This window comes from Kribbella sp. NPDC056861 (assembly GCF_040687575.1).
Classification (GTDB): domain Bacteria; phylum Actinomycetota; class Actinomycetes; order Propionibacteriales; family Kribbellaceae; genus Kribbella.
Map to the genome: position 1 here is coordinate 539,036 of NZ_JBFBNQ010000005.1, position 22,105 is coordinate 561,140.

The window sequence follows — 22,105 nt, forward strand, 5'->3', positions numbered from 1 at the left end:
CTAGAAGTAGTCGAGCATGTACGACGTGGCGCCAGCGAACGCGGTCTCGATCGCCCCGTCGTCAGCAGCCGCGCCACCCCACGCCAAACCCGCCCGACGCACCGTGGCGAGCGGCGTACCGGCGTACAGGGCGGTCAGGCCACGGGAGCCGAGCCGGAGGGTTTCGCCGGTGCCGTTCGACGGCGTGAGCGAACCGACGCCGTCGGAGACGGACAGGTGCCAGCGCCCGCTGTTGCCGGCGAGTTCGGAGTCGTCCAACTCCAGATCGACCTCCAGCGAGGCACCGGGCGCGAAGCCGCGAGCAGCGATCGCTGCCGGGGCGTCGAGCACGCGCAGCATCCAGTGCTCGATCGTCGGCTGCTTGTCGGCTTCCTTGTCGACCAGGAGATGAGCAGGGTCGTCAGGAGACATGTAGGCCTCGACATCGGTCGAGATAGAGGACCCTGAGCCCACTACTGACCACAGAGCACGCGCAGTCGCCTCGGAGCCAGCCACCAGCTCTTCCACGCGCAGCTTGCCGCCCTCCCAGCCGTAGACGACGAACCCGTCATCAGCCAGGTAGCAGAAGCTGTTCTCCTCCCCCAGCCACTCGGCCACCTTCGCCTCGGGCCAGACCAGCGGCCCACTGATCCGCGCCTCGGCATGCAGTTGCCCGACGATCTCCAGGAACCGCTTGGCGTCATCGGGACCGGCGCGGCGGACACTGACCTCCTTGCCGCCCAGCGAGCGCAGCTCTGCCGCCGGGAAGGTGTACCGGAAGCGCCCACCAGCGAACTCGTACCCCAGGTGCCGGTAGATGACAGTGGTCGCCGGATAGAGCCCCGACAGCGGATAACCCTGCTCGACGCTGCGAGCGAGCACACCCCGCATCAGCTTGCTACCAACCCCACGCCCCCGGTACTCCGGTGCGACCACGACACCCGCGATGCCGGCCATCCGCACCTTGCGACCGCCCCACCACTGCTCGAAGTCCCAGATCCGGGCCGAGGCGATCAGCTCGTCACCATCGACGACACCGACGATCCGCCGGTCGTCGATGAAACCCTGCATGTTCGAGAGCCACTCCTCGCGGTCGCCGGCTCCCAGCAAACCGAAGGACCGCGACCGCACCCGGTACACGTCGTCAACGTGCTTGCTCTCAACATCTACCAACCGCAAGTCATCAGCCACGCCCAGACCTTACGACGCCGCGCTTCACACCAGCGACAGCATTAGTCCCACCGCGTTGATGGCACCGTGCACGGTGATCAGCGGCCACATCCGCCGGTACCGGCTCCACAGGTAGCCCAGGAACAACCCCAGCACGCCCTGGTTCACCAGTACCGACGCCAGATCGATTCCGAGGTCGCCACGTCCCTGCAGGGCCACATGCCAGACCGCCCACGCGATGGACGACAACACGATCGCCGGCCACGGCCCGAGCAACTGCTCCCAGCGGGTCTGCAACCAGCGCCGGTAGAAGTACTCCTCGAGCACGCTGTTGATCAGGAACACGCCTATGACAGTCAGTACCAGCTCAAGCGGCGCCAGGTCCGGCTTGTCCGGCACCGGAGCGGCAAGCGGCCCGACGTAGCTCAGGAGCAGGTACGCCGCCACCGGCAGCACCGGCGCCCAGCGAACCTCGGTAGGCCAGTTAGCTGTCGGCTTCCCTCCCCACCAGCGGAACACAGCCAGCGGCACAGCAAGCAACAACAGCGCCTTCAGTACTTCGAACAGCCCAAGCCCCAACACATTGAGCAGTACTGCGAACAACCCCGCACACCCCAGCAGGATCCACGCCTGCCGCCGATCAGTCGGCCCACCAGGAGCCCGTTCCAGCCGCCCCGGCAGCAACCGCACCAGAAGGATGCCGACGGCAACAGGTATCCACCGCACCCACATCGGCTGCGTGCTGTCGTTGTCGGCCGTGTACCGCACGTCGGTGTTGCCGGTCACCACCAACACCAGCGCAGCGCCGATCAGTACCGCGAACCCAACCGCCAACACCCATCGCCGCATCCGGAGAAGTCTGGCAGCCGACAGGGTCTACTTCTTGTCGGTGACCCAAAGACTGATGGTCCCCTGTACTACGACAGTCCCGTCATCCCTGGTCGCCTTCACCCGGACCGGTACGTCGGGGCCGGCCGTCCACGCGGCAGGGTCGGTCTCGGCCGAGCAGGTGAGGTCCGAGGTCGACTTGGCCAGGTAGGCGACCTCCATCCCCTTCGGCAGCCAGCGCTTGCCCGCCGGGATGGTCGCCTCGGCCAGCGCGCCCATCGCCGCCTCCAGCCCGTTGCAGACGGCGATCGCGTGCACGGTGCCGATGTGGTTCTGGACGGCTCGCCGCTTCGGCAGCACCAGCGAGGCGTAGTTCGGGCTCACCTGGACGAACCGCGGCCGGATCGAGCGGAAGTACGGCGCCTTCCAGGTGAAGGCGAGCGAGAACAGCTTCGTACCGCCCGGGAGGCCACGGAACTTCTCCCACATGCCCAGCACCTGGTTCGCCATACACCGCATATTACCCGCGAGTAGCCAGTCAGTCGACCTGGGCCATGACCTCGTCGGAGACGTCGAAGTTGGCGAAGACGTTCTGCACGTCGTCGCTCTCCTCCAGCGCGTCGATCAGGCGGAAGATCTTGCCGGCGCCCTCGGCGTCCAGGTCGACCGTCATCGACGGCACGAACGACGCGTCGGCCGACTCGTAGTCGATCCCGGCCTCCTGCAGCGCGGTGCGGACCTTCACCAGGTCGCCCGCCTCGCTGATCACCTCGAAGGACTCGTCGAGGTCGTTCACCTCGTCGGCGCCGGCCTCGAGCACGGCCTCCATCACGTCGTCCTCGGTGTAGGTCTTGCCGTCCTGCACCTTGTTCACCACGATGACGCCCTTGCGGTGGAACAGGTAGGCGACGCTGTTCGGGTCGGCCAGCGAGCCGCCGTTACGGGTCATCGCGGTCCGCACGTCGGCCGCGGCCCGGTTCCGGTTGTCGGTCAGGCACTCGATCAGCATGGCGACGCCGTTCGGCCCGTAGCCCTCGTAGGTGATCGACTGCCAGTCCGCGCCACCCGCCTCGGCGCCGGAGCCGCGCTTGACCGCGCGGTCGATGTTGTCGTTCGGGACCGACGACTTCTTCGCCTTCTGGACCGCGTCGTACAGGGTCGGGTTGCCGGCGAGGTCACCGCCGCCCGTGCGCGCGGCCACCTCGATGTTCTTGATCAGCTTCGCGAAGAGCTTGGCGCGCCTCGAGTCGATGACCGCTTTCTTGTGCTTGGTGGTGGCCCATTTGGAGTGGCCTGACATCGCGAACCCAACCCTTCTACCGCCTGCAACTGACCTAGAGGTCGCGCACCAGATCGGCGAAGTAGCCGTGCAGCCGAGCGTCACCCGTCATCTCCGGGTGGAACGACGTGGCCAGCAGCCGATCGTGGCGAACCGCGACGATCCTACCTGCGGCCGGGCCGGACGCGACCGTCGACAGCACTTCGACGTCGTGACCGACCCGTTCGACCCACGGTGCCCGGATGAACACCGCGTGGTACGGCGCCTCGAAGGCGGCGAAGTCGAGGTCGGCCTCGAACGAGTCGACCTGCCGCCCGAACGCGTTCCGGCGGACCGTCACGTCCAGCCCGCCGAGCGTCTCCTGGCCGGTGATCCCGCCGGTGATCTCGTCGGCCAGCATGATCATCCCGGCGCAGGTGCCGAACACCGGCAGCCCGTCCGCGATCCGCTTCTGCAGCGGCTCGAACAGCTCGAAGGTCCGGGCCAGCTTGTCCATCGTGGTCGACTCGCCACCGGGCAGCACCAGCCCGTCCACCTCGGCCAGCTCCGCCGGGCGGCGTACCGGGCGGGCCTCGACGCCGACGGCGGTCAGCATCGCCAGGTGCTCCCGCACGTTGCCCTGCAGCGCGAACACGCCGATGACGGTCACAGTCGAACCCTCCGTTGCCAGTCGATGGTCACTTCGATCCGGCCCTCGTCGAACGCGGCCGGCAGGTCCCGCTCCCGCAGCAGCGCGAGGATGTCGTCCAGCAGCGACTCCCCCGGCGCCACGTTGGCGGTGTCGGGGTGCCAGACCTTCAGCTCGAGCATGCCGAAGTCGACGGCGTGCCAGACGTCGGTGTCGGTGAAGAACACCAGCCCCTTCGGCTCCGCCGCGGACTCCAGTACTGCGCGCGCAGCGTGGTGATCCGACGTGTAGCGGACCACCACCACCCCCAGCGACTCCAGCTCAGCCAGTACTGCGTCCAGCCGGTCCGGCCCGGTCTCGTCGGGCCAGCCGGCCGCATCTGCCTCCAACGCCGCCACTGCCTCGTGGATCAGCTCCGGCACGAGCACTGCCGGGTCAGCCGTGGGGGCATCCTCCTGCACGGCCTCGGTCAACGCAGCCGTCACGGCGGCGCGGTCGGCGTACCCGGAACGGACCAGGACGCGAGCGAGACCGCGAAGTTCGCGCTCGACCCGCAGTAGATCCATGCAGGCAAGGGTAGTTCAGCCCGCCACCGCGAGATCTTCGAGACCATCATCTGGCAGCGAGCCGGACTGTGACCCGCGGGAGGAAGAACCCGACGAGTGGGCCCATCGACAACGCGATCACCACCGTGCCCAGGCCAAGCGTGCCGCCCAGGAGCCAACCGGAGGTCGCGACCAGTACCTCGATCACCGTCCGCACGACGGCGATCGGCCGGCCGGTGACGCGCACCAGACCGGTCATGATCCCGTCCCGCGGTCCCGAGCCGAACTGGCTGCCGAGGTAGAGGGCGTCGAAGAAGCTGAGCGCCAGCACCCCACCGAAGAGATAGGCCAACTGCACGGGGAGAGAGTCCGCGGGCGGCAGCACGAGAGCAGTGGCGTCCGCGGCGAAGCCGACCAGGCAGACATTGAGCAAGGTGCCGAGCCCCGGCAGCTCGCGGATCGGGATCCAGGCGAACATCACGGTCAGAGCGATCAGATTCGTTGCCCATCCCAACGAGATGCCCGCGACCGCGGACACGCCCTCGCTCAGCACGGTCCAGCTGGCCGCGCCGAGCCCGGACTGCACCAGCATCATCACCGAGGCGCCGTAGCCGATCAGACCGATCAGCAACTGCGGGAGCCGATGGCCCAGCCGGCCCGCCCGCAGTTGCTCACGCGGACCCAACCGGGACGGCAGTCGCAGGGATCCGGGCGGTGAGGTGATTGGCATACGACCACCCTGGTTCAGATCTGGTCTTTGATTCAATAGCCAGATTGACTACGCTGGCTCGGTGAAGATCAGCGCGTACGGCGTCGCGAAGATGCTCAGCAACTGGGACGACGGGCCGGGGCCGGCGCATCGCCGGCTGTCCGACCGGCTGACGCTGCTCGTTCTCGACGGGCGGCTGGCGCTCGGTGCGACCGTTCCCAGCGAGCGCGAACTGGCGGCCACGCTGGGAATCAGCCGGACCACCGTCGGAGCGGCGTACGGGACGTTGGTGCGGAACAACTACTTGTCGACCCAAGAGCGGTCACGGGCGACCGTCCGGCTGCCGGCCGGGCAGCGCGTCGCCGACCCGGCCGAGCGGGCGACGACAACGGCCGACCTGTCGTTCGCCGCGCCGCAGGCACCTGGCGAGATCCTGCACAGCTCTTTCGCCGCCGCGCTCGAGCAACTGCCCCGGCACTTCGAGCGACACGGCTACGACCGCTACGGGATCGCCGAGCTGCGGGACGCGATCGCGAGCTGGTACCAACGGCGCGGGCTCGCGACCTCGCGCGACCAAATCCTCGTCACGAACGGCGCCCAGCACGCCTTGGCGCTGCTGGCCCGCACCTTGCTCGCGCCGCGGGACCGGGTCGTCATCGAGCATCCGACGTACCCGCATGCGATCACGACCCTGCTCGACCGGAAGGCGGTACTCGTCCCGGTCGGGATGACTTCTGATGGCTGGGACGTCGCCCAGCTCCGAGCGGCAGCCAGGACGGCGAAACTGGCGTTCCTCATCCCCGACTTCCAGAACCCGACCGGCCTGTTGCTGTCCGTCGACGGACGGGAGCGCCTCAAACTCGCCTGCCCGACGATCGTCGACGAAACGCTGACCGACCTGTGGCTGGACTCCCCACCCCCGCCGCCGTACGCCGTCCACCATCCCGCGGCGATCAGCATCGGCTCGGTGTCGAAGAGCATCTGGGGCGGCCTGCGAATCGGGTGGATCCGCGCTACGCCCGCACTGCTGGAACGGGTGAACCAGCAACGGCCGGCCATCGACCTCGGTACTGCGGTTGTCGAGCAGCTCGCGACCGCAAACCTGCTCGACAACAAGCTGACCCACCGCACCGACGCCATCGACCAACTCAGGTTGCAGCGCGACACCCTTCAGCAGGCACTCCACGACGCGCTCCCCCAGCTCGAGGTGTCCACCCCGACCGGGGGCGTCTCGATCTGGGCAGCCTTCCCGGCCGCCATCAGCTCGCGCCTCGCAGCCACCGCCCCGGACCACGGCCTCACCCTGGCCGCCGGACCACGCTTCGGCATCGGTGGCGCCTTCGAACGCCACCTCCGGCTGCCGTTCACCCTGCCACCCGACCGCCTACTCGACGCCGTCGGCAAACTCGCCCGGACCGTCGAGGCCATTGCCGGCGGCAGCGTCGGCACCCACCGACCGCTCGACATCGCCTGACACCGGCAAGCTGCCGTGGTTTCATCGGTGCCCAACCTAGGAGGGGCATCGGATGAAGGTTGTTGCTTTGTCGTGTACGCAGAAACGCCTGCCGTCGTTGACGGATGCGTTGCTGGAGGCGGCGATCGAGGGACTCCAGCGGGAGGCCGGGGAGGTGGAGATCCAACGGATCCGGCTGATCGACCATCGGATCGAGATGTGTGAGGGCGAGGACACCTGCCTCGACCCGGAGGTCGCGCGTTGCACGTTGGACGACGACTTCGAGAAGGTGGTCCAGCTCGCCGACGGCGCGCAGGGCATGCTGCTGGCGATGCCGGTGTACGCGGGCAACGTGCCCGCGGTGCTGAAGATCTTCCAGGAGCGGTTGAAGAGCTTCATGAACGCCGAGCAGCGGCCGTTCGGCGAGCTGCTGGTCGGCACCATCGTGCACTCGCGGACGATGCTGACCGAGCCCGCGCTCGCGTCGCTGTTCCCGTGGTACCTGCGGCTGAAGAACAAGAACGTGGCGTCGGCCTGCTTCTCGCAGAACGGGCACCAGGATCTGATGCTGACCGCGGCGCCCGATCTGTGTACGGCGGTCGGCCGGCAGCTCGGGATGACGCTGACCGGCGACCGCCCGTCGTTGCCCATGATTCAGCCGGCGGCGCGGCCCCGATGTGGTGACCCGGTGTCGTCGGCGCCCTGAGTCTCCGCGCGCCAGGTGCAGCCGTCCCCTGACTGGTGGCAGGAGACGGTCACCTCTGGTTCGACGTACCGGGAGGCGATGGAGGTGTTGAGCTCCTGACAGTAGTTGCAGGGCGAGTCGAAGGTCAGTACGACGCCGGCCCGGGCGGCGCGTTTGCGATAGCGCAGGATGCCGCACTCGGCGTTGCGCAGCACTGTGGCCGAGGGTCCTGACTCGGTGGTCACGTCCGAGTCGTACAGCAGGAGCTGACGTTCCAGCCGGGTCATGAAGTGCTCGGTGCTCGACTGGCCGTCGGGGCGCTGGGCCTGCAGGAGTTTGGCGGTGATCCGGGAGTTCGCCTGGATCCAGGCCGCCAGTCCTTCTTCACCGTGCTCACCGAGGACGAACTCCTCGGCGGCGGCCTGCGCCTCGAAGTACCGCTGGCGCCAGAGCTCGACCTTCTCGGCCGGTTCGAGGGGCAGCGGTTCAGTCGTCATGGCCGGACTCCTTCGCAGCGGTCGCGTCGAGTTCGGCGAAGACTTCCTGGGCGACCCGCAGACCGTTGTTGGCGACCGGCCAGCCGCCGTAGTACGCGAGCTGGATGATCACCTCGACGATCTTCTCCCGCGACATCCCGAGGTTCAGCGAGGCGCCGATGTGGCCGCGCAGCTCCCAGTCGGTGCGGGCCAGCGCGACCGCGGTCAGGGCGACCAGTTCGCGCTCCTCGACGCTCAGGTGCGGACGGCTCCAGATCTCGCCGAACAGGTGGTCGACCGTGAGCTCCAGGAACTCCGGATAGTTGCCCGGACGCGGTTCGCGGCCGAAGACCTGCTCGAACATCGCCTTGCCCCGCTCGTGGCGGCCGGCTGAGTCATTCATCGATGAGCTCCTTCGAGTTCCGGACAGTTGTCAACGTCAACGACGCCACGAGGGCGACGACCAGCAGTACTGCGCCGCTGGCGAACGCGGCGGCGATGCTCACCCGCTCGGCGATCAGCCCGACCACCACCGGGCCGACCACGGCGCCGACATCGGTGCACATCGAGAAGACGGCGACGCCACTGCCCGCGCGGCCGGCGACGACGTCGCCGACCAGTGCGGCCGGTGCGGCGTTCAGCAGCGCCGACCCCGCGGCGTACAGGCTGAGCAGGATGACGAGCAATGCATAGCCGTCGGCGAACACCAGGCCGGTGATCGCCGCCGCGGACACAGCGGTGCCCGCGATCATCGCGGGCCGTCGGCCGACCTGGTCGACGATCCGGCCGGCCGGCATGATCAACACGGCCTGGACGACGGCCGAGATGGTGAACGCCCAGCCGACCCAGGCCACGTCGTGTCCCCAGGCCACCACGACCGTGGGGACGAGTGCGCTGCGCAGCCCGAACAGCACCCACCCCTGCGACAACGCCGCCAGGCAGGCCACCGGATAACGCCGGTCTTGCAGCAGAACGGCCAGCCGGATTACCTCACGACCCGGTGCCGCTCCTGCGGTGCGTTCGGTACGTAGTACCGCTAGAGCCAGCACGGCGGTCGCCAGCAACAGCACGGCGTACACCGCGAACGGTGTGGACAGCGAGACCAGTGCGAGCAGCCCACCTAGTGCCGGGCCGGAGATCCCGCCGAGCAGGAAGCCGGCTTCGAACACCGCACTCGCTCGACCGCGCTGCTCGGCCGGCGCGATCGTCAGCAGCATCGCCAGCGCGGAGACCGAGAACAGCACCGACCCGACGCCGCCCAGGCCACGGAACAGGAGCAGTTGGCCGAAAGAGCCGGCGAACGCCGTCAGGCCCGACGAGACCGCGCACAGCAGCAGACCGGCGACCAGTACCCGCCGCTCGCCGAAGCGACGGCCGAGCCGGCCACAGAACGGGCTGGTCGCCAACCGCAGAAACGCGAACAGGGCAACGAGTACGCCGATATCGGTGGGTGTGGCGCCGAAGGTCGCGGCGTACACCGGCAGCACGGGCAGGATCAGTCCGAGACCGAGCATGACGCAGCCACCGACCACACTGAGGACGTACACCTCACGCGGAAGACTCGGCGGCGCGGTCGCAACGGGTGGGACGCCGCCAGAGCCTGCCGCCGTCATCGGGTGCTCACAGGATGATGCTGAGTTTGCCGTGCTCGTACAGCGTCTCGTGGTCGAGCACGACCCGGCGCCGCCTGATCCGGAACGACTCCCCGTCGACGACGAGCTCGAAGCGGTACTTGCCGACATACGTGTCGGACCGCCCGTGGCCGAACCGGTAGACGACCACATTGGCCGCGACGTCGAGATGGGTGCCGCGATCGGTCAGGATCTCGACGTTGCTGATCATCCGGTTCGTCCGCGACCGCGGGTTCTCGCACCACACCTCGCCGTTGAGCAACTGCTCGATCCGCTGCCGCAGCCGGGCCGCGTCGTCCTCGATCAGCCCGAGCGCGTCGGCCGACTCACCTCGTACATCGGTCGCCGGTACTGCGTAGCGCACGTCCTCGGTCAGCAGGTCGTCGTACCACTCGGTCAGCCGCCACTCGTCGAGCAGCCGCGCCTCCCGGTACAGGAACTGGTTGACCCTGTGCCACAACCGCAGCTGGGCTGTCACGTCGACCGTCAGCTCGGTGGTCATCGGGGTCCCTCCTCGTCCTGCATCAGCCGGTCCCACTGCCGCCAGAACTCGCGGGCGGGCAGCTCGTCGGTGGTCTCCGGGACTTCCTTGTTCATGCCGCGGGACAGGTCGGAGTACCGGACCGAGCGGTTGAGATAGCCCCGCTGGCAGGACTCGACGATCTCGATGTCGTCCGGAGTGGCGAAGCCGGCCGGGCCGAGGAAGGTCAGGTAGTGGCTCTTGCGGAGCTCACGGATGTCCGGGTCCTCGTCCTTGGGCGCCAGCGCGACCGAGGTGATCGCCATCTGGCCGGCCCCGACCGGGTCGATCTTGCGGATGGTGATCGCGATCGCGTCGATGATCATCAGGTTGGGAAAGATCAGCACCGCGCGGTTGGTGCCGGTGATCCGTTCGGCCCGCTCGGCGCCGAACCGGTCGACGAACCGGGCGGCGGTCGCCTCCATCCGCGGCCGGACCTCTTCGCCGAACATCGGCGTCCAGTACGCGAGCGGCCGGGCCGCCGCCGGCGGCAACTCGTTGGCACCATGCCCGAGCCCGAGCGCGCAGCCGAAACCGCCGCGCCGCCGGGGTGGCGTCGAACCGAGCGATTCCATGTACCCGACGTACCGCTTGTGCAGAGCGCGGAAGTGGTAGATGTCGACGCTGTTCTCCATCATCAGCTTCCAGTTCGCCCGGGCGCCGTGCAGCTGCGCGCCCTGGATCACCTCCATCCCGACCTCGGACTGGTCGTCGATCAGGTCGAGGTAGTCGGTCGCGCCGGCCAGGTACTCGACCAGGGTGCGTGGCTGGTCCGGATCGAAGGTGAGGAAGACGAAACCGCGATAGGTGTCGCTGGTGTGCCGGCCCAGCGCGAAGTCCGCCTTCCGGAAGTCCGGGCCGTACCCGTCCGGGATCGGTACGCCGACCAGGTCGCCCTGGTTGGAGAACGTCCAGTCGTGGTACGGGCAGCGGAACGACTTGGCCTGTCCGGACGGCTGCGAGCAGATCAGCGCGCCGCGGTGGGTGCAGCTGTTCGCGAACACCCGGATCGCTCCGTCGGAGCCACGCGCCATCACCACCGGACGGCCGCCGACATCGCGGGAGACGTACGAGCCCGGCTCGGGGACCTCGGACTCGTGGCCGACGTACAGCCAGCAGCGGTCGAAGATCTTGGTCAGCTCCTGCTGGGCGATCTCGTCGTCGGTGTAGGCACGGCGGTCGACCCGGAACGAGAGGCGCTCGAGGTCGTCGACCACGATCGGGTCGCTGGTGCGTTGCAGTTCGATGGTCACTGCTGCCCCTCTCGCTGAAGCGATTCGACCGTGCTGACGACCAGCTCGGCGGTCCGGGCGGCCGAGTTGCCGCACTCCGGCTGAACCGCTTGCAGCCGGGCCCGGTAGTCCTTGCTGGGATCGAGCAGGTCGGCAACGGCGTCGGTGACCGACTGCTCGGTGGCCGCGGCCGGGTCCAGCGACGTACCGAAGCCGGCCCGATCGACGAAGAACCCTTGGATCGGCTGGTCGACCGCCAGCGGGACCACCAGCATCGGCGTCGCGGCCCGGATCGACTCGGCCACGGAGTTGTAGCCGCCGTGGGTGACGAACACGTCGGCGCGCTCGAGCACCTCGCGCTGCGGCAGGTACGGCGCGGTGACCACCTCGTCAGGCAGTTTCAGTTCGTCGGCGAGGTCGCCGACCGCGGCGATCACCTGCGCACCGGTCGCCAGCGCACCCAGGATGACCGTGCGCAACAGCTCCGGCCGCCGGTAGAAGATCGTGCCGAAGGAGACGAACACCACCGGCCTTTCGGGGTCGAGCTTCTGCAGATCCGGGCAGGTGACTTCGTCGCCCCGCTCCCCCGCTGCTCCCGGCAGTCCGATCAGCTGGACGCCGTCGTCGGTGACCGCGTCGTCCCCGACGAGCGACGGGATCGTGGGCATCAGGTTCAGGATCGGGGACCTGGCCGAATGGGTCCTGGCCGACCACAGCACGCCGTTCTCGGTCAGGTAGTCGCCGACCTGCTCGTCGTACGCCCAGCGGGCCCGCCGGTGCTCGCGCGGACAGACCCCGCCGAGGTTGGCCCAGATCATCCCGTACGGCGTGCCGGACACCTGGGCGCCGACCATCGCCGCCGCCGTCACCGGGAGCGAGTCGACCAGCGCGAAGTCGGGCGCGACCTCCCGGAGCGCCTCGGCGGTCTGGGACGCCACGGGTGACGATCGGAGCATCGGGCCGATCTGCGCCGGATCGCCGCTCCACGGTGGCATCGCGACCTCGCCGATCGCGTGCACTTTCGTCGTACCGAGGGCTTGCCGGCGTTGGTCGTCGAGCGTGCCGCCGTCCGCGGACAACAACATCAGCTCGACTTCGGCGCCGGCGGCCTGCAGCGCTTTCACCACCGGTATGTACGGGTTGAGATGACCGTGCTGGGTCGTGGTCAGCAAGGCGACGCGCATCAGATCTCCGTGGGTTCGACGGGGCGGCGACGCACGGCACGGAGAACTCACCCCCGGGCAGGCGTCAGGACCGGCCAAGTCGAGGGACCACCATCACCTCTGACCGACCGGATTCACCTGCCCCACCAAACAGGTCTGACAAAGCGTGCCGGGACGGCCACGCGTTGTCAACGCTTTACAGCGTCCATGGAAAGGCCTTGCAGAGATTCGGCCGTCGCAACCGAAGCCCACTCACCCGGCCGGGAGCGGGCGGCGGTTACCCTACGGCGGTGCCGACGAATGCGGGGATCGACCCGGACGAGCTCGCCATCACCCTGCGGGTGCTGGGCCGGCTCCACGACCTCGACCCCAGCCATCCCGACGTCCAGACGGTCAAACGGGCGACCGGTCACATGTGGAAGCTGGTCAAGAAGTCCCGCCGGACCGCGATCCGCGAGGAGCGTCAGGCGCACGACCGGAGCATCATCGAGCAGACGGCGACCGGTTCGGCGGCGCGGATCGACGACGAGACCGCCGGCATCCAGCTGGTCTCGAGCGCGCCGGGTGCGTTCGCCGGGGAGTTGCGCACCGCCCGCGGCTGCTACATCTGCAAGACGGACTACACGCTGGTCGACTCGTTCTACCACTGGCTGTGTCCCACCTGTGCCGCGAAGAGCCACGAACGGCGCAACCAGCGCACGGACCTGACCGGCCGCCGCGCCCTGCTCACCGGGGGCCGGGCGAAGATCGGCATGTACATCGCGTTGCGGCTGCTCCGCGACGGAGCTCACCTCACCATCACCACCCGCTTCCCGAGGGACGCCGTACGCCGCTTCTCGGCGATGCCCGACGCCGCCGACTGGCTGCACCGGCTCAAGATCGTCGGGATCGACCTGCGCGATCCCACCCAGGTGATCGCCCTGGCCGACGACGTCGCCGCGGCCGGTCCGCTCGACATCTTGGTCAACAACGCCTGCCAGACGGTCCGCCGGACCCCGGGGGCCTACTCGCAGCTCGTGACGGGCGAGTCGTCGCCGGTCGCCCCGCCGCCTGCCGGGCTGGAACCGCCGGAGATGGTCACGTTCGACCACGTCTCGCAGGCACACCCTGCTGCGATCGCGGGAGCGCTGACCACCTTGTCGGTCGCCCACCACGAGGGACAGTCGCAGGACGACGCCGTCGCGATGCACACCGCGGCGTCCCTGACGGCACTGTCGCTGCGGGCCGGCTCGGCCTCCCTGGATGCCCACCTGGCCGGCACCGCCATCGACGCCGGTGGGCTTCTCCCCGACCTGCAGACCACCAACTCGTGGACCCAGGTCGTGGACGAGGTCGACCCGCTGGAGCTCCTCGAGGTCCAGCTCTGCAACTCGATCGCGCCGTTCCTGCTCATCTCCCGGCTGCGGCCCGCGATGCGGACGGCGACGACCAAGGCGCGCCGCGGATACGTGGTCAACGTCTCGGCGATGGAGGGGCAGTTCTCCCGCCGCTACAAGGGCCCGGGCCACCCGCACACGAACATGGCCAAGGCCGCCCTCAACATGCTGACCCGGACGTCGGCCGGCGAGATGTTCGAGAAGGACCGGATCCTGATGTCCGCGGTGGACACCGGCTGGATCACGGACGAGCGCCCGCACCAGGAGAAGCTGCGGATCGCCGCCGAGGGCTGGCATGCGCCCCTCGACCTGGTCGACGGCGCCGCCCGCGTCTACGACCCGATCGTCCAGGGCGAGGCCGGGAACGACCTGTACGGCTGCTTCCTGAAGGACTACGAACCCTCGCCCTGGTAGGCCGGACGGTGTCGACTCGGTGATACGGCCGGGTCAGAGCACTGAAGCGTCTGCCCGCAGCCTCGGGTACTCGGAAAGCTGCGGCTCGTGTTTCTGGGTGGTGATCACGGCCTTCTCGACGATGGGGCGCAGCAGGCCGGAGGTGACGACACGGTGGAGTGTGCGGGTGACGGCCAACCCGGCCGAGGTCTTCGGGTGCATCAGTCGGGGCATGCCGGGGGCGAGACCTTGCGCGCTGTCGACGTACCGCCGCAGGAGTTGCTCGTAGCGGGTGAAGGCACCGTGGTGGGAGTCGTCCGGATCGCGCAGGCTGCGACCGAGTTCCCCGGCGAGCACGTGCACGCCGACCAGCGCCAGCGTGGTGCCCATTCCCGTCGGTCCCGACCCCCACGCGGCGTCGCCGACCACTCCGATCCGGCCGTGGCTCCAGCTCGACATCACGACCTGACCCCACTGGTCGGTGTAGAACTCCTCGGGCCGGGACGCGAACCCGTCGAGGATTCGATCGGTCTGCCAGCCGGCTCCGCGAAAGCGGTCACGCAACTGAGCGAGCTGGGCAGGCACGGGCAAGGTGGCGAAATCCGACGACCGGCTGGGGAAGCTCACACTGGCCCGGATGGTCCCGAGGTTGTCCGGACGAGCGTTGACCACTCGTCCCTGGGTAGTGGTCATGAAGTACCACCAGTCGTCGTCCTCAGGGCGGCGGTCGATCGTGCCGAAGGCGACCGTGAGGCCCTTGTCGCGATAGTCGGTCTGCTCGGGCATCAGCAGTCTGCGACTCCGGGAGCTGCGCCCCTCGGCGATCAGCAGCAGGTCGAACCGCTCCCGCAGCCCTGACTCGAACCGTACGTCGATGCCGTCGGCGTCCTGATCGGCGCCGGTGACGAAATCCCCGTAGCGAACCTCGACCTGATCGGTGATCCGGTCGAGCAGGATCTCGGCGAGTTGCCCCCGCAGGATCTCCAGTTCGGCGGTGGGACCGTCCTGCCCCTCCTGGCGCGGAATCTCGGCGTACACGTGCCCGTCCGCGCGGATGAACCGAGTGCCCGCCTCACCGGTGAGCCGGTCGAGCACGGCGTCCCGGATGCCCATCCGGCGTACGACCTCGTGCCCGAGTCCCCGGATGTCGATGTTCTGCCCGGCACTGCGCTGTCGCGGCGACCGTTCCAGCACGACCGGCTCGAAACCTTCTCGCAGCAGACCCCAGGCGAGGGCCGGACCGGCAATGCTCCCACCGGTCACCAGGACACGGGGACGACTCTGTCCAGACATCAGATCTCCTCTTCGGCAAAGTATCTTTCCCGCAAAGCTACTTTGCCGAATGATATGTTGCAACCCGACCAGGAAGGGGACCTGATGAGCCACCCGGATCGGGTACCGGACCAGCGGGTCGTGCCGCACCTGCGAGAGTTCGCCGCTGTCGGAGACGAGCTGGGACGGCTGTTCGCTCGTACGAAGCAGATGCACGTCACGGACGCGGCCGCGATGGTGGCGATCCTCAGCGCCGAGGACGAGGGCGCCCCGCTCACACCGGCCCGCCTCGCCGAACGCATCGTGCTGACCACCGGAGCCACGTCGATCCTGCTCAACCGGCTCGAAGAAGCGGGCCACATCGTTCGAACCCGTGGGCACAGCGACCGCCGCGTTGTGACGCTGCACTCCACGCCTGCCATCCATGCCGCTGCCGAAGCGTTCTTCGCCCCACTGGCACAACGACAGAACGACGCGCTGGCCGGCTACACCGCGACCGAACTCGCCCTGGTCGAATCCGCCATCGCCCGGCTGACCAGCGTCACGAAAGACTTCGTGGAACACCCACCGACCACCGAACCCACGAGCTGACCTGCAACTCGACGGGCACCCGGTATTCAGCGGCGTACCGTCAGCGAGCCAGCCGATCGAGCCGTTGGTCAGCCGTTGGTCAGCCGTTGACCGCCGGGAACGAACTGATGTCTCCGGTCAGCGGTCGCCAGCCATGGATCCGGCGCTCCTGGACCACGCCGTGGATCACGAACGGGTCCTCGTCGACGAATTTCTCGACCGCCCGGCGGTCGGCCGCTCGGTAGATGAGGATCCCACCTGGGATCTCGTCAGCGGCCAACGGCCCGGACACCACCAGCTCTCCTTGCTCCACCCGCTGCTGGATATAGGCCAGGTGGGCCGGCCGGTGGATGTCCTGCAGGGTGGTGTCGGCGAGATAGGTGTACTCGACGACGTAGTACTGGGTCATGCTCACTCCCCTTGTTCGTGGACAGCCCCAATTGTTGCCTTAGGCAATCCCGGCTGTCGTGGTACTGCCAGTACCACGACACCTCGAAGCATCGCGCCGACGATGGAACTCGTCTCACCGACGACCCAGAGAGTGAGTGTGAGCGAGGTACCGCGGCCAGCTGATCCGCCCGGGCGTACGGCGCGACCGAATCGAAGTACCGGCGCTGCTCCTCGGCGTACAACGTGCCGAACGCGAGCGACGACTTACCGGATCCGGAGACCCAGGTGAAGGCGACCATCGCGTCGCGGGGGATGTCGACGTCGACGTCGCGAAGGCCCAGTCGCCACTCCAGCTCATCTCAGCCGCCTTCGGGGCCCGTTGCATGAGGCAAGTGTTTCCCGCGGGACATGAAGACCACGCTCATGACCGCTCTGATCGCATCCGCGGCCGTTGCGACCAGAGGCCAGAACCCCAATCACGGCCAGGCAACCCACTCGTCAGGTCGCGAGCTCGAACCCTGGGATGTCGTCGGCCACCTGTGCAGCCGCGGATCTGGTCAGCGCACGGAACCATCGGTGGGCTTGGTCGTGACTGTGGCGCGGATGCCACCAGAACGCCACCGTCAGCGCGTCGAAGGCCAACGGCAAGGGCAAGGAGCGGAGCCCCAGGGTCTGTTCCGCACGCAGAGCCAGGGACTGGTGGACGACCGCGACGCGATCGGTGCCCCGGACGAAGGACGGTACGGCGGAGAAAGTACCGACCGTGACCTCCACCCGGGGCTTGAGTCCGGCCAGCACCAACTGTCGCATGATCGTCGACGTCACCAGGGCCGAGGTGGCTGTGGACCGGTCGGCGTAGAGGACCCATGGCAGGGCAGCGATTGTCTCCCGGTCGAGAACCGCTCCGACCCGCGGATTGCGCTCGTCGACCAGCGCCCGCCATTCAGTGCTGAGCAGGTCCAGGTGCGGGCCGTCCGGCATCGCGCCGTGCGGTAGCAGGATGCCGTCGAGGGTGCGCAGGCTCTCCATCGGATCGTCGAGATCGGCAATCCGCAATTGGTCGAACCGCATCGTCGCGGCCGGGGCCGATTCGCTGAGAAGCCGGCTGATGGCCGGGCCGACGGCCTCCAGCCAGAAGTCGCTGGTCAGCACAACGAACTGGCGGCGGGTGCGTGACGGGTCGAATCCTGAGCCACCGAGAAAGAGCTGCTCGTTACTGGCGATCGCGCCGGTGACGAGCGGTACCAGGCCGACGGCCAGCGGGGTCAGGACGTATCGGTTGCCTTGGCGGGTCAGCAGTTCGTCGTCGAAGTGTCGTCGAAGCTTGGCGAGCGCGGAGGATACCGTCGGCTGGCTCAGCCTGAGCTGCTCGGCCGCGCCGGACACGCTGCGCTGAGCCAGCAACGCATCCAGGTGCACGAGCAGGTTCAGGTTGAGATTCTTCAGCTCCACGAGGGCCATGAGCGCACACCCGAACCGGCGGTGGCAAGACGCAACGCCTATAGATCGAATCTATGCGCACTATTCGCAGATCGATCTTCCCTGGACCGCCCCACGCAACACATGGTGGGCCAATCCATCCTCCGCTCTACGAAGCGAGGCCCGTATGTCACCTCCCCCCGACCCCAGCCTGACCCGCCGCCGCGCCGTCCGGGCATCGCTGGTGGGCACGATCGTCGAGTACTACGAGTTCACCGTCTACGGTTTCCTCGCCGTGGTCTTCGGCCCACTCTTCTTCCCGGCCGGCTCGCCGACCGTCGCGACGCTGTCAGCACTGACGGTGTTCGGCGCAGGCTACTTGGCCAGACCCCTGGGCGGCGTGGTGTTCGGCGCCTTGGGCGACCGTTACGGACGCCGTCCGGTGCTGATGGCAACGCTGCTGATCATGGGAGTCGCGTCCTCGCTCATGGGAATCCTGCCGACCTACGCGTCCATCGGCGCAGCTGCGCCGGTCCTGCTGCTGATCCTGCGATTGCTCCAGGGCTTCTCCGCGGGCGGCGAATGGTCAGGAGCGCTGACCTACATCACCGAGATGGCACCACCGCGGCGACGTGGCCTGTACGGATCGGTGCCCGCGCTGGGCGTCGGCATCGGGTTTCTGTCCGCCGCACTTCTGGTCGCGCTCGTCGCCGGGACCGGCGTCGAGATGAGCACCTGGGGCTGGCGGATTCCCTTCCTGGTCTGCATCCCACTCACCGTGCTCTGCGTGGCGTTGCGCTACAAGCTCGAAGACTCGCCGGAGTTCAAGGCCATCGCCCACACCGCGGAGGGCGTCAGCCGCATACCGGTCCGAGAGACCATCCGCAGCCACCCGCGGGATGTGCTGAGCGTGGCGGCGTTGACGATCGGAGTCCTCGGACCGTCGATCCTCGGCAAGCTGTACGTCGCCGTACATCTGGTGCAGATCAAAGGATTCCCGGCGCAGGAGGTCTACCTTCTGCTCGGCCTGACGCTGCTGGCAACGGTCTGGATCTTCCCCGTCATGGGGATGAAGTCCGACGCCATCGGCCGTCGACCGATCGCGTGGATCGGCCTGAGCGCCTCCGTGATCCTTCCGGTTCCGCTCTTCCTGGCCGTCGACGCGGCAGACAGCATCCTGGCCGTGGCTCCGGCACTGCTGATCTACCTGCTCGTCGAGCCCTTCGTTTCGGGCGCCGTCTTCGCCGGTTTCGCCGAACTCTTCCCGACCCGTACCCGGTTTACCGGCGTCTCCATCGGGCTGAACCTCGGAACCATCGCCACCGCGGGATTCGGCCCCGCGATCGCCACCTGGCTCGTCACCGCGACGGGATGGGCGGGATCACCGGGCCTGTGGGGTTCCGCCTGCGCGCTCATCGGCCTGGGTGCGCTGGCGGTCACCCACGAAGCAGACAAACTCAGCAACAGAGAGGTGCACCCGTCATGAAGAGCACTGACGGCCGGCCGCGGCCGCTCGGCAGACTGACCCCGAACATGTACGTCGAAACCGGCACCCGTGGATGCGATCCCAGCTTCGTCGTGACGTCCGACGGTGTCGTCGTCATCGACACCCCCCAGCTGCCGACCCACGCACTGGCCATGCGGCAGCAGGCCGAGAGCCACGGCCCGGTCCGGTACATCGTGAACACCGAGCATCACGTCGACCACATCTTCGGCAACTACTTCTTCGCCGGGGCCGGACTGGTGGTTCACCACCAAGGCGTCTTCGACAACTTCATGACCGTCTACGAACTGGATCCGTTCGCGTTCGCCGTCACGGCCGCCGAGCACGACGATCCCGAAGGTGTGCACCTGATCCCCGAACGCGCCGAGTACTACCGCGACCCCAACAAGGGCGACATCGTGTTCACCGGCAACCTGACACTGCGGCTGGGCGAACACACCTTCGAGTTGATCCACACCCCCGGCCACACGCCCGGCCAGATCGCCGTCCACGTGCCTGAAGAGCGCACTGTTTTCACCGGCGACACCATCTTCTCCGGCTGCCAGACCTGGCTGATGAATTCGGACGTCGACCAGTGGCTGCGCTCGCTCGACCTCATCGCCACTCTCGACGTCGACCACGTCGTACCAGGCCACGGCGCGATCACGACCCTCGCGGCCGTTCGCGAACAGCGCGCCGTCCTGCTGGGCTGGAAGAGCGCGGTGGCCGATGCGGTGGCCAAGGGCTGGTCCAGGGAGGAGACGATCCAGCGCGTCACCTTCGCCGACGTGTGCCGGACCGACGTCGGCCTGGACCACCTGATGGGTTTCATCCAGGCGGAGAACGCGGGAGCGCTCTACGACAGCATCACCGGCCCTGGCGGTGCTACATGCTGACAGCGGACACCTTCGGGTTGGTGGTGGACATCCACGCCCACGCGCACGCGCCCGTCGATGAACTGGTGGCTCATCGCGAAGAGCACTCGCGGGAACAGGCCTTCCAGCTCTCGGTCTTCGGTCCGGAATCGGTCTCGGTCAACCAGCGTTTGTTCCGCGACGAGTGGCACCGGTCTCTGACCGACCTCCAGACCCGCCTGCGAGCAATGGACCGAGCAGGGGTCGACGTACAGGCAGTCAGCGTCGCTCCCACGCAGTACTTCTCCTGGGCGAACGAGAAACTCGGCGACGAACTCGCGCACCTGGTCAACGAGCACCTGGCGGGTCTGGCCGCGAAGTCCGGCGGCCGGTTAGTCGCCATGGCTCACGTGGCTTTGCAGCATCCGGACCGGGCAGCCGACCAGCTACGCGACGCAGTGCGCAACTACGGGATGCGATCGGTGCAGATCCCTTCCCGGGCCGGAAACCGGGAGTTCTCCGACCCGGCACTCGACGTCTTCTGGGCCGCCGCGGAAGCACTCGGCGTCCTGGTCTTCGTTCACCCGTGGGGTTGCAGCCTGGAGCAGCGGCTGTCGTCGTACTACCTCGGCAACGTGATCGGGCAACCGCTCGAAACCACGATTGCGCTGTCTCGGCTCATTTTCGCTGGCGTACTCGACCGGTTTCCCCGGCTGCGGATCTGCGGCGCACACGGGGGCGGCTATCTGCCGGTGTACCTCGGCCGGGCCGACCACGCGTACGAGGTACGCCCCGAAAGCCGGTCGATGGCCAGACGTCCCAGTGACTATTTGCGTCAGCTCTATGTCGACAGCCTCGTCTACCGGCCGTCGGAAGTCGTCGCCTTGACCCGCGAACTGGGGACCGATCGGGTCCTGCTGGGCACCGACTACCCGTTCGACATGGGGGTGACCGACCCGCTTGCACGGCTCGCGGAGACCGGGCTGCCGCCGGCCGAGCTGCGGCGGATCGCCGGCTCCACCGCAGCCGAACTACTCGACCTCAAGGAGAAGGAGCAAACATGAAATGGGCCACCTATCGTTCCGCGGTCGACGGTCAGGAGCACGCCGCCCTGTACGACGACGGACTGCTGCACGCACTTCGTGGCGAACGGCAACTGATCGATCTGATCGGCTCCCCCGAGGCGCTGACCGAAGCCGCTCGCGAGGTCGGTGCGGACCCGCTCGAGGTCGTCTCGGCCGACACTGCCCGCCTGCTGGCGCCGATACCGCGCCCGCCCTCGGTCCGGGACTTCATGGCCTTCGAGAACCACTACGTCACCTCGATGAACGCCTTGGGCCTGCCGACGAACCCGGTCTACTACCGGCAGCCCGTCTTCTACTTCCAGAACCCTGTCGCGATCCAGGGTCCGTCCGAACCAGTACCGATCGCCCCCGGAAGCCGGCAGTTCGACTACGAACTCGAGGTGGCGGCCATCGTCGGTCCGCCGGCCTCCAACGTGACGCCGGCCGAGGCGTCCGCCCATATCGCCGGTTACACGATCCTGTGCGACTGGAGCGCGCGGGACCTCCAAGCGGCCGAGATGACCATGTCGATCGGTCCGGGGAAGGCCAAAGACACCGCTACCAGTCTCGGCCCCTTCCTGGTGACGCCTGACGAACTCGAGGGCCGGCGCGGCGGCCGCGGGTTCGACGTGAGGATGACCGCCGCCGTCAACGGCGTCGTCTACAGCGAAGGGAACTGGGCCGATCAGTTCTGGTCCTTCACGGATCTGCTGTCCTACGCGTCCCGGGGGACGACGCTGCGGACCGGAGACATCATCGGTGCGGGCACCGTGGGAACCGGCTGCATCCTCGAGCTCGGCGCGGTCCACGGTGCCGAGGCGTACCCCTGGCTGGAGATCGGTGACCAGGTCACGCTACGCGTCGAGGGCCTGGGCCAGATCAGTACGTCGATCAGCCCCGGGGCCCCCGTCCACCCCCTCAACTCCAACAGCAGTGTTGCAGATAGGCCGGACCAGGCGTAGGCTCGAACCGAAAACCAACACTGT

The 22,105-nt window shown here is 68.0% G+C and carries 24 protein-coding genes and 1 pseudogene; 8 read left to right on the forward strand and 17 right to left on the reverse strand.

What is annotated here, in order from left to right; all coding sequences use genetic code 11:
- From AB0P21_RS26755 to AB0P21_RS26785, 7 genes are read right to left on the reverse strand one after another with little or no spacing between them, the layout of a single operon-like run.
- Positions 1-1,170, reverse strand: coding sequence for a GNAT family N-acetyltransferase (locus tag AB0P21_RS26755; protein WP_363699944.1), 1,170 nt, complete (start codon positions 1,168-1,170; stop codon positions 1-3).
- A gap of 24 nt (positions 1,171-1,194) precedes the next feature.
- The gene (locus AB0P21_RS26760) at positions 1,195-1,998 is read right to left on the reverse strand and encodes a CPBP family intramembrane glutamic endopeptidase (protein WP_363699945.1); all 804 of its coding nucleotides are present in this window, start codon (positions 1,996-1,998) and stop codon (positions 1,195-1,197) included.
- Positions 1,999-2,025: 27 nt separating this feature from the next.
- Positions 2,026-2,487, reverse strand: a complete 462-nt coding sequence (locus tag AB0P21_RS26765; RefSeq protein WP_363699946.1) for a hotdog fold domain-containing protein — start codon at positions 2,485-2,487, stop codon at positions 2,026-2,028.
- A 28-nt stretch (positions 2,488-2,515) separates the two neighbouring features.
- A complete protein-coding gene (locus tag AB0P21_RS26770; RefSeq protein ID WP_363699947.1) occupies positions 2,516-3,277 on the reverse strand; it encodes a YebC/PmpR family DNA-binding transcriptional regulator in 762 nt (253 codons plus the stop codon).
- Positions 3,278-3,311: 34 nt separating this feature from the next.
- Entirely contained in the window at positions 3,312-3,905 is a 594-nt protein-coding gene (gene pdxT / locus AB0P21_RS26775; RefSeq protein ID WP_363699948.1) for a pyridoxal 5'-phosphate synthase glutaminase subunit PdxT, read from the reverse strand.
- A complete protein-coding gene (locus tag AB0P21_RS26780; protein ID WP_363699949.1) occupies positions 3,902-4,450 on the reverse strand; it encodes a hypothetical protein in 549 nt (182 codons plus the stop codon). Before AB0P21_RS26780 ends, pdxT begins: the two co-directional genes overlap by 4 nt.
- 46 nt (positions 4,451-4,496) lie before the next feature.
- The gene (locus AB0P21_RS26785; protein WP_363699950.1) at positions 4,497-5,159 is read right to left on the reverse strand and encodes a hypothetical protein; all 663 of its coding nucleotides are present in this window, start codon (positions 5,157-5,159) and stop codon (positions 4,497-4,499) included.
- A gap of 61 nt (positions 5,160-5,220) precedes the next feature.
- Between AB0P21_RS26785 and AB0P21_RS26790 the strand changes: the two genes are divergently transcribed.
- Positions 5,221-6,612, forward strand: a complete 1,392-nt coding sequence (locus AB0P21_RS26790; protein WP_363699951.1) for a PLP-dependent aminotransferase family protein — start codon at positions 5,221-5,223, stop codon at positions 6,610-6,612.
- A 52-nt stretch (positions 6,613-6,664) separates the two neighbouring features.
- Positions 6,665-7,297, forward strand: a complete 633-nt coding sequence (locus tag AB0P21_RS26795; RefSeq protein ID WP_363699952.1) for an NAD(P)H-dependent oxidoreductase — start codon at positions 6,665-6,667, stop codon at positions 7,295-7,297.
- Here AB0P21_RS26795 and AB0P21_RS26800 read toward each other — a convergent pair.
- The 6 genes from AB0P21_RS26800 to AB0P21_RS26825 are packed head-to-tail and all read right to left on the reverse strand — an operon-like array spanning position 7,246 to position 12,319.
- Entirely contained in the window at positions 7,246-7,773 is a 528-nt protein-coding gene (locus tag AB0P21_RS26800; protein WP_363699953.1) for a hypothetical protein, read from the reverse strand. The genes AB0P21_RS26795 and AB0P21_RS26800 overlap by 52 nt on opposite strands.
- Positions 7,763-8,155 (reverse strand): carboxymuconolactone decarboxylase family protein, encoded by a 393-nt coding sequence (locus AB0P21_RS26805; RefSeq protein WP_363699954.1) that lies wholly within the window; start codon positions 8,153-8,155, stop codon positions 7,763-7,765. The genes AB0P21_RS26800 and AB0P21_RS26805 overlap by 11 nt, the downstream gene beginning before the upstream one ends.
- Positions 8,148-9,365, reverse strand: a complete 1,218-nt coding sequence (locus tag AB0P21_RS26810; RefSeq protein ID WP_363699955.1) for an MFS transporter — start codon at positions 9,363-9,365, stop codon at positions 8,148-8,150. The genes AB0P21_RS26805 and AB0P21_RS26810 overlap by 8 nt, the downstream gene beginning before the upstream one ends.
- 7 nt (positions 9,366-9,372) lie before the next feature.
- Positions 9,373-9,885 carry an aromatic-ring-hydroxylating dioxygenase subunit beta gene (locus AB0P21_RS26815; protein WP_363699956.1) on the reverse strand — a complete coding sequence of 171 codons (513 nt, stop codon included), beginning with the start codon at positions 9,883-9,885 and terminating at the stop codon, positions 9,373-9,375.
- Complete coding sequence (locus AB0P21_RS26820) at positions 9,882-11,156, reverse strand: aromatic ring-hydroxylating dioxygenase subunit alpha (protein ID WP_363699957.1); 1,275 nt, start codon at positions 11,154-11,156, stop codon at positions 9,882-9,884. Before AB0P21_RS26820 ends, AB0P21_RS26815 begins: the two co-directional genes overlap by 4 nt.
- Complete coding sequence (locus AB0P21_RS26825) at positions 11,153-12,319, reverse strand: glycosyltransferase (protein ID WP_363699958.1); 1,167 nt, start codon at positions 12,317-12,319, stop codon at positions 11,153-11,155. Before AB0P21_RS26825 ends, AB0P21_RS26820 begins: the two co-directional genes overlap by 4 nt.
- 269 nt (positions 12,320-12,588) lie before the next feature.
- Here AB0P21_RS26825 and AB0P21_RS26830 point away from each other — a divergent pair, with 269 nt between their 5' ends.
- Positions 12,589-14,088, forward strand: a complete 1,500-nt coding sequence (locus tag AB0P21_RS26830) for an SDR family NAD(P)-dependent oxidoreductase (protein WP_363699959.1) — start codon at positions 12,589-12,591, stop codon at positions 14,086-14,088.
- A gap of 33 nt (positions 14,089-14,121) precedes the next feature.
- Here AB0P21_RS26830 and AB0P21_RS26835 read toward each other — a convergent pair whose 3' ends face one another.
- Positions 14,122-15,360 carry an FAD-dependent monooxygenase gene (locus AB0P21_RS26835; protein WP_363699960.1) on the reverse strand — a complete coding sequence of 413 codons (1,239 nt, stop codon included), beginning with the start codon at positions 15,358-15,360 and terminating at the stop codon, positions 14,122-14,124.
- Positions 15,361-15,444: 84 nt separating this feature from the next.
- Here AB0P21_RS26835 and AB0P21_RS26840 point away from each other — a divergent pair, with 84 nt between their 5' ends.
- On the forward strand, positions 15,445-15,930 hold the full coding sequence (locus tag AB0P21_RS26840; RefSeq protein WP_363699961.1) for a MarR family transcriptional regulator: 486 nt from the start codon (positions 15,445-15,447) through the stop codon (positions 15,928-15,930).
- A 79-nt stretch (positions 15,931-16,009) separates the two neighbouring features.
- Here the strand turns inward: AB0P21_RS26840 and AB0P21_RS26845 are convergent, their stop codons facing one another.
- The 3 genes and pseudogenes from AB0P21_RS26845 to AB0P21_RS26855 all read right to left on the reverse strand — a co-directional run bounded on the left by AB0P21_RS26845 (position 16,010) and on the right by AB0P21_RS26855 (position 17,760).
- Positions 16,010-16,318, reverse strand: coding sequence for a YciI family protein (locus AB0P21_RS26845; RefSeq protein WP_363699962.1), 309 nt, complete (start codon positions 16,316-16,318; stop codon positions 16,010-16,012).
- A 145-nt stretch (positions 16,319-16,463) separates the two neighbouring features.
- Positions 16,464-16,652, reverse strand: a pseudogene (locus AB0P21_RS26850) (hypothetical protein); the annotation flags it as partial.
- A 145-nt stretch (positions 16,653-16,797) separates the two neighbouring features.
- The gene (locus AB0P21_RS26855) at positions 16,798-17,760 is read right to left on the reverse strand and encodes a LysR family transcriptional regulator (protein ID WP_363699963.1); all 963 of its coding nucleotides are present in this window, start codon (positions 17,758-17,760) and stop codon (positions 16,798-16,800) included.
- 145 nt (positions 17,761-17,905) lie between these two features.
- Between AB0P21_RS26855 and AB0P21_RS26860 the strand changes: the two genes are divergently transcribed.
- From AB0P21_RS26860 to AB0P21_RS26875, 4 genes are read left to right on the forward strand one after another with little or no spacing between them, the layout of a single operon-like run.
- Positions 17,906-19,204, forward strand: coding sequence for an MFS transporter (locus tag AB0P21_RS26860; protein WP_363699964.1), 1,299 nt, complete (start codon positions 17,906-17,908; stop codon positions 19,202-19,204).
- Positions 19,201-20,097: an MBL fold metallo-hydrolase gene (locus tag AB0P21_RS26865; protein WP_363699965.1), complete on the forward strand. Its 897-nt coding sequence runs from the start codon at positions 19,201-19,203 to the stop codon at positions 20,095-20,097. The genes AB0P21_RS26860 and AB0P21_RS26865 overlap by 4 nt, the downstream gene beginning before the upstream one ends.
- The gene (locus AB0P21_RS26870; protein WP_363699966.1) at positions 20,091-21,119 is read left to right on the forward strand and encodes an amidohydrolase family protein; all 1,029 of its coding nucleotides are present in this window, start codon (positions 20,091-20,093) and stop codon (positions 21,117-21,119) included. Before AB0P21_RS26865 ends, AB0P21_RS26870 begins: the two co-directional genes overlap by 7 nt.
- Positions 21,116-22,081, forward strand: coding sequence for a fumarylacetoacetate hydrolase family protein (locus tag AB0P21_RS26875; RefSeq protein WP_363699967.1), 966 nt, complete (start codon positions 21,116-21,118; stop codon positions 22,079-22,081). The genes AB0P21_RS26870 and AB0P21_RS26875 overlap by 4 nt, the downstream gene beginning before the upstream one ends.
- Positions 22,082-22,105: the final 24 nt, after the last annotated feature.